At 58.1% G+C, this 6,742-nt stretch carries 10 protein-coding genes; 2 read left to right on the forward strand and 8 right to left on the reverse strand.

The annotated features are described in order from the left end of the window. Positions 1 to 296 precede the first annotated feature (296 nt). Positions 297 to 671 (forward strand): rhodanese-like domain-containing protein, encoded by a 375-nt coding sequence (locus tag E0L29_RS11210; protein ID WP_131359114.1) that lies wholly within the window; start codon positions 297 to 299, stop codon positions 669 to 671. 16 nt (positions 672 to 687) lie between these two features. Here E0L29_RS11210 and E0L29_RS11215 read toward each other — a convergent pair whose 3' ends face one another. From E0L29_RS11215 to E0L29_RS11240, 6 genes are all read right to left on the reverse strand, one after another. Beyond that, on the reverse strand, positions 688 to 1,566 hold the full coding sequence (locus tag E0L29_RS11215) for a hypothetical protein (protein ID WP_165498899.1): 879 nt from the start codon (positions 1,564 to 1,566) through the stop codon (positions 688 to 690). Positions 1,567 to 1,910: 344 nt separating this feature from the next. Continuing rightward, positions 1,911 to 2,099: a hypothetical protein gene (locus E0L29_RS11220; RefSeq protein ID WP_131359120.1), complete on the reverse strand. Its 189-nt coding sequence runs from the start codon at positions 2,097 to 2,099 to the stop codon at positions 1,911 to 1,913. A gap of 27 nt (positions 2,100 to 2,126) precedes the next feature. Next, positions 2,127 to 2,477 (reverse strand): DUF3127 domain-containing protein, encoded by a 351-nt coding sequence (locus tag E0L29_RS11225; protein ID WP_131359123.1) that lies wholly within the window; start codon positions 2,475 to 2,477, stop codon positions 2,127 to 2,129. Between the two features lie 236 nt (positions 2,478 to 2,713). Then, positions 2,714 to 3,016, reverse strand: a complete 303-nt coding sequence (locus E0L29_RS11230; RefSeq protein ID WP_131359126.1) for a helix-turn-helix domain-containing protein — start codon at positions 3,014 to 3,016, stop codon at positions 2,714 to 2,716. Next, on the reverse strand, positions 3,009 to 3,389 hold the full coding sequence (locus E0L29_RS11235) for a type II toxin-antitoxin system RelE/ParE family toxin (RefSeq protein ID WP_131359140.1): 381 nt from the start codon (positions 3,387 to 3,389) through the stop codon (positions 3,009 to 3,011). Before E0L29_RS11235 ends, E0L29_RS11230 begins: the two co-directional genes overlap by 8 nt. A 98-nt stretch (positions 3,390 to 3,487) precedes the next feature. After that, entirely contained in the window at positions 3,488 to 4,093 is a 606-nt protein-coding gene (locus E0L29_RS11240; RefSeq protein WP_131359129.1) for a vWA domain-containing protein, read from the reverse strand. A gap of 142 nt (positions 4,094 to 4,235) precedes the next feature. Here E0L29_RS11240 and E0L29_RS11245 point away from each other — a divergent pair, with 142 nt between their 5' ends. Continuing rightward, on the forward strand, positions 4,236 to 4,862 hold the full coding sequence (locus E0L29_RS11245) for a helix-turn-helix transcriptional regulator (protein ID WP_131359131.1): 627 nt from the start codon (positions 4,236 to 4,238) through the stop codon (positions 4,860 to 4,862). Between the two features lie 101 nt (positions 4,863 to 4,963). On the opposite strand, the gene E0L29_RS11250 is transcribed toward E0L29_RS11245, so the two are convergent. Next, positions 4,964 to 5,917, reverse strand: a complete 954-nt coding sequence (locus tag E0L29_RS11250) for a nucleotidyl transferase AbiEii/AbiGii toxin family protein (protein WP_242664388.1) — start codon at positions 5,915 to 5,917, stop codon at positions 4,964 to 4,966. Then, a complete protein-coding gene (locus E0L29_RS11255; RefSeq protein WP_131359137.1) occupies positions 5,869 to 6,480 on the reverse strand; it encodes a type IV toxin-antitoxin system AbiEi family antitoxin domain-containing protein in 612 nt (203 codons plus the stop codon). Before E0L29_RS11255 ends, E0L29_RS11250 begins: the two co-directional genes overlap by 49 nt. Between the last annotated feature and the right edge of the window lie 262 nt (positions 6,481 to 6,742).

Raw genomic sequence — 6,742 nt, forward strand, 5'->3', positions numbered from 1 at the left:
ACCGGCTCAAGAACGAGCCACAGGAAGAGTTAAATGAAAGAGAGGGGCAGCGCCTTTCCGCTGCATAACCAGCAGGTTTCCAACTTAAACTCAGGCCCTTTTTGTCTATAGGACGGGGTCCACTAAAGGAAACCACCCTATCAATCATCCAACAGCCTGTTGGATAGTTAACGTCGGCGGATAATGGACTTCCCCTTCCTTCCCGACTGCCACCCGACCGGCATTTTCCCCTGTGCATCCTTCCCCGATTTTCGTATACTCACCCCGACCCTGCCAATACACAACTCTATGCCCATATGGCCAAGTTCAAGCAGGTCGATCCGTCGGCCGCATATGATATGGTGAAAAAAGGCGCCCTGCTCGTCGACGTGCGCGAAGCGCGCGAGATCGAGCGCACCGCCTTCGACCTCGAAGAGGTGATGCACGTCCCGACGAGCCGCTTCTCCAGCATGATGGCGGAGATCCCCCAGAACCGCAGGGTGGTGCTCGCCTGCCATACCGGCAGCCGCAGCGTCATCTGCGCCCGCATGCTCGCCGAGCACGGCCACAAGCGGGTCGTCAACATGCAGTACGGCATTTCGAGCTGGGAGCGCAAGGGGCTTCCGGTGAAACGGGCTCCCAGAAAGCCCCCGTTCGCCTGGCTCAGAAAGCTGTTCGGAAAAGCGGCCTGAAGGCGCTCGCCCCCGGTCAGCGCATCCGGAGGGCGGCCGCGGCGAGCTCCTCTTCCAGGGCATCCATACCGAACACCTTGACCTCCACCGGGAAAGACGCACCGGCCGCCATGGCCCGAAGCCGGCCTGCCAGGGCGTCACGGTCCCCGGGCTCACGCTCGAGGACGACGGCCAAAACCAGCGAAAAACGGCCTGAAGCCCCCTCCCCCATCCGGGCGACGTCGCCCGAAACTGCGCCGAGCGCCCTCTCGAACGCCTCTTCGGCCATCACGGGCTCCTGCACGTAAAGCACCTCGATCCCCGTCACCCGCTCGGGCTGGCGGACCAGCCCGTCGAAGACGTGGCCGCCCTCCCCGGTATCGAAACGCATGTTGCGCATCACCGGCAGGCCGAGCTCGAGGGCGATGCGGTTGAGCGAACGCTCTTCGGCCAGCGAGTAGCGCGAACGCGCCTCTTCCCGGAGCGCCTCCTCCCCGACCGGCTCCTTCGGGGCGGAACCAGCGGCGGAAGCGACCGCGCAGCTCCTCTCGACCGTGTCCGCGAGTTCCTCTATGCGCGCCCTCACCTTCACCTCGCGCTCGAGCGGCGATGCCGGAAAGATGGCTCGCAGGAAATGCTCGTCGTCCCTGAAATCGGCAGGCGCGTAGATCGCCTGGGGCCGGATGAGGAGTACGAGGAAGAAAAGCAGGAGAAGGGCCGAGGGGAACCCCATCACGAACCAGACGAACACCGACTGGAGTTCGGGCGGCAGGGCCGGGAGCACCACCGAGGAGCTGACCTCGGTGAGTACTGCGAACATCCCCATGATGGTAAGGGGCGTATTGATGCGGCGGGTGTTTTCGAGCATGGCGGCGTCTCCGGAATGGGGTTCATGGGAGGCATCCGGAAACGGCACCGGCAAAAAAGCCGCGGGATTTCCATTCCCGCCCGGCGGTGCGGAAGATTCCGGATATCGGACTGTCCGATTGCTGCGGTGTTCGTACTGAAAGGCGCCGGAGAATCCGGCGTGCCGGCCTGTTCAAAAAGACATGGGCGTCTTCCGCCCACGGGCCGGGCCGTGAGGAGGGGGCTGACTGCGTATCGGTGGTTCCTGTCGCCCGCAGGGTGCCCGTATCAGCGACTGATGAGCGCGCCCATCGGTGCAAGATAAGAAAAATGCCGTAATTCCCATGAATTACGACCGAGGCCGATAGTAGGGAAATGCATGCAGGCCGACGGGGATCGCCGGCCTGCGTCGCTCTAGCCGCGTTTCGGGATGTAGGCGTTCAGCCCGATGGTGACAGGCTTGCCGTCGACCTTCACGTCCGTCACGGCGTTGCCGCGGGTGCTTGCCACCACAAGCGTCTTGCCGGACGATGAGGGGGCGGGTTTTTCAAGGTCGATCTCGATGCAGAGCTTGCCGTCCCTGATTTCGACATGCATGGCCATGTGCGCGGTCTCCGGAAATGGGGTTGTTTAGAAGGGGGCGTCGCCGTCGTCGAAGGCGGGGGAACCCGAGTCGTAGTACCCTTCGGCCGGGGCGTAGCCGCCGCCTGCCTGTCCGCCGGCCGGCTCGACCTTCCAGGCTTTCACGTCGGTGTACCAGCGTCCGTTGAACTCGCGGCTCTCGATGTCGAAGGAGATCTTGAGCTGGGCACCCTGCTGCAGCACCGAGCGCTCGACCTTGTCGCCCCAAATGGAGACGCAGACCTTCTTGGGGTACTTCCCTTCGGTCTCCACAACGATGTCCTGCTTGCGCCATACTCCGTTCTTGCCGTTGCCGGTCTGCTCCGGCAGCACCGATACCAGTTTTGCGGTGAGTTCCATATGCTTCGCTCCTCCTCTGTCTCTCTGTGTTTCGAAAATCCGTGAGCCCAATATAGCATTTCCTGCAAATCCCGGGGAGAATGAAGAGTCTGATATGCGACGCTCAAAAAAGAACGGCGATCCCCTTCCCATCCACGACGTCCAGAAGGCGCCTTATGCTTGAATCGAAAAGATATCCCGGTGTAAAACGGATATTCCACTGAGCCGTTGTCTCCCTAAAACCGATACAGGCGAAATCAGTGGAGAACAGCAACCCCCTTGCGCTCAACCACATCCAGAAGACGCCTTGCCGCACCAGCTGGACGCTTTTGACCCTGTTCCCATTGCTGAACTGTCGTCTTGCCGATTCCAAGCATAGCCGCAAAAGCCGCCTGACTCATATGATTAGCCATACGAATCCTGCGAATATCATCTGCCTTGAAGGATTTCTTTCTAGGTAAGCATAGCGCTTCAACATCACGCAAGGTCAGTTCATCCATAGCGCCGACCCTAAAAAGCCCTTTAGCCATATCATGAGCTATGTCAAGTATTTCACTCATACGCTGGAATCTCCCGGTATTCTTTTGACGATAGAAGCTCGGCAATTTGTTCATCTGTAGCATCAACAAATTCGCGAGCCACAAGTTGTAATGCCTTTTTCTCCTTTTGGGTTATGGATGATCGCTCGTTTTTGGCAAATGCATAAAGGAAGACCACTCGAGAAGAATCCGGCTTCCGGTAACCCACAAGCACACGAAATCCTTTGCTTTTTCCGACATTCTGCCGAGCAATCCGCTTCTTGAACAAGCACTTGCCGAGATCGGCTTCAACATATCCTAACGCCACGTCTTTGGCTGCCGTCCATAAGGTGTCATCAGACACGCCTTCTGCATCAGCCCATCGATTGAAAAAACGGTTTTTGAAAACTCTCATTACCTTAAATATATCACTTAGTGAGACATGAACAAATAAACATATCACCCCAAAGCAGAGGCTGCTGCCATTTGAATGCTCACAGCCCCTTTTGATTATCATCTCCTCTTTCCGGGAGCGGAGCGTCTCTCGCACACCCTCGCCGACAGCGCCTCCATGCAGTAGAGCACTCCTTCGGAGCTTTTCTCGAACGGGACGGTCATGCTGCGCTCGAAACCCATCCGCACGGCGTCGTCGATGGCCGCCATGTCCGCGCTGAGGAACATGAACTCCCATCCCTCCGAACGCTTCGCCGCTATCATTTTTTCGATCTCCGCCTTCTTGAACTCTCGGCTCGAATTCTCCTGGCCGTCGGTGACGACGGCGACGACGACCTTTTCAGGCCGCTCCTCCTCCAGAAGCCCCCCGGTGCTGCTCTCGACGTCGTTGATGGCACGGCCTAGCGCGTCGAGCAGCGGCGTTCCGCTTCTCGGCACATAGACCTCCCGGTCGAGAGGAGGCACCTCGGCCATCGGCATGAACGCCCGGACCACCTCGTAGGGATCCTGGCTGTCGAACTGCACGAGCGAGAAGGTGGCCCGCCCCGGAAGGGCCTTCTGCCCGTCGATGAACGTGTTCATTCCTCCGATGGTGTCGTCGCGGACGCTCTCCATCGAACCCGAACGGTCGAGGACGACCGTGATGTGCGTGTAGCTCTTCTCCATTGACTTCTCCTCACCTGCTCTTTGGTTGCATCGCCAGTGCGGGCTTTTTAGGGTGGCGCTAACTATATTGCCTTCGCGCCGGCCCGCCGGAGGTTCTTCGAGAGAACCCATATTGTTCCATGATAGAACATTTCGTATACTTATGCAAATGACGCACGAACATATCGGACAGAGGATCAAGGAGCTCCGCTGCAGGAAGGGGCTCTCGCAGGAGGAGCTCGCACGCCGGATCGAGCTTCCCCGCACCGCCGTCACCAAGATCGAGGCCGGCAGCCAGGAGGTGCGGTTCCGCGAGCTCGGGAAGTTCGCCGAGGCCCTCGGCATCTCGCTCGGCACCCTCGTCGAGGAGCGGCGCCCCGTCCGCCAGGCCGAGGACGCGGCCTTCTTCAGCGTCTCGGACTGCAGGGCGGAGTACGGCGTCCCCTCCCCTCTCCCTAACATCCTGCTCCTCGTCCTCTCCCGCACCGCCGGCGATCCCGCGGCCGGCACCAGGCGCATCGCCGCAATCGTGGCCGAGGCGGAGCGCCTGCACGACGAAGCCTACGGCGGCATCCTCTCGGGCCTCGAGGGGAGCGCGCCCGACGAGATCGAACACGCCGTCGCCGAAACCCTCGAGGAGATGGCGGCCGCCGGGGAGCTGCAGCGCATACCGGGCGGCCGGACCGGTGCCCAGCGCTACCTGCCGGAGAGGGAGCCCGACCTGGAGGCGCTCACCGCCGCCGCCTACGTGACGATAGAAAAGGCGATCGCGTATACCGCCCGGCGATAGGGAAGGATAACACATGCGCTGGATAGCTTCGGACCACAGCAGGGCTGGGGTCGAATAAACACCCTGCAAGAAGAGTGGTGGTGATGCTTATGGGTTTATCATCACGTCCACGTGTCAGGGGGTATCCACCCCTGACGAAAAACCTTATCACCAAGAAGCGCCCCTGAAACGGGAGAGAGATAAGCAATTACCTGCTCAACCACTTCATCGAACCGTTCCGGAACATAGGTTAAGCCTAGACGCTTTCTGAACGCCACCCATTGCACCGATTTTACCTCAACAAATTCACCATTGAATATCAGATCAGGCTGAATCAGGGAAGTACCACGCTGCCCGAACGTCCTCCTGATGGCTTCAAGCAATAACGCACCGTCAAAAGCATATTGGCGAGAAAGTAACCATATATCATAAAAGTCTTTCATCCGACTGTTCAGGATGCCCAGCTTGGCCATAACCTCGAATTTTTCTGCAATCAGGCTCTCAAGACTGTAGCAGGAAAGATTAGGCTCAGGAAATCCCAGCAATGAAGGCAGAGATCTGACTTCAGGGTCAGGATAAACCGTATCGCCAAAACCTATGTCGACCTGCATGATGATTCGCGCACCATCGAGTTCTCCACGGAATCGAATTCGCACCCCGGAATAATCGGCATCCTCCGTTATCGGTTCAGAGGAAAGAGATGCGCTGTCGAATGTGATCCCGTCGTTCTGGCTGTTGTCTGCAACAATATGTCGCATGATGCCCATGATGTGCTGAGCGTCGTTGCTGGTTCGGCCAAGCATGTCGATATCCATAGTCGGCCTTGCCAGGGGCGCCTGCCATACTTTCAGCAACATGGCTCCCTTCAGGACAAACAGATCAGCATATGGGGAAACGGACATCCTGAACAAAAATCGCTCCATGGCATAATACTGCAGCAATTCCTGGAACGGCCGCGTTTCCTGACGAGCCAAATTCAGCAGGCGTCGTCTGACGGAAGCACCGACATTTTTCAGATTTTTCTCTTTCAAAGGAGTGCCTCCAGATAGGGTTTCATTACCGACACCACCCTGCACTCCGCCGCATGCGCCATCAGGATATTGAGCTTCATCGGCCTCCGCTGCCGATAGAGCTTGAGAGCCTCGAGGACGACATCCATCCCGAGCCTGTTCCGGAACTTGAAACAGTCTGCAAGGGTCTTTTCCGGGCTGTAGATCTTTACGGATACGCCGTCAAGCATGTGCATCTCCACCCCCGGCTCATAACAGGCCGGAGAAAACCGGTACACGGCAACCGGCGGAAAATCGATCCGGGGCCGCTTCGTCCCCGAGGGCAGGGCGATAGCCACGGCATGGGGCACCTGCGTGGTCATTTCATGAAAGGAAAGTGCCGAAACGAGACACACCACGGCGGTCGGAACCCGTCGAGCAACGGTGACGAGGTCAAGGTGCTCGAGCGGCTTCTGGCCGGAAAGGCGATAGAGCCCACGGGACAGTTCTTCGATTTCACCGGCATCCCGAAGACCATAGAACGTCCTGGGATGAATGCCGAGCCGGAGGGCATCACGGGTACGGACGATCCCCCCCTCTTCCAGAATGAGGGCTTTTGCCTTATGTGAAACGACAGATTCTTTCGTCATTGCATGCGCTGATAATAATGGCCATCATTATTATTAAGTATAGACATAATTATCCAGCAAGACAATAACGGCCTGGAATGCGGAACAATAACTCCGAGGATAGGACAGCAGCTGTCCCATGCATGGGGTTATCTATGGCTCCTCGCTGTGGGGAGTGGGTGACGGTATGAGAAGCGTATATTGTTGGTCAACTCTGACAACATACAATTCTCCTCTGTTACATGAACGACCTGACCCTCTTTCAGCTGGCTCTGGGACTTGA

The organism is Chlorobium sp. N1 (genome assembly GCF_004332115.1).
In the GTDB taxonomy this organism is placed as follows: domain Bacteria; phylum Bacteroidota; class Chlorobiia; order Chlorobiales; family Chlorobiaceae; genus Chlorobium.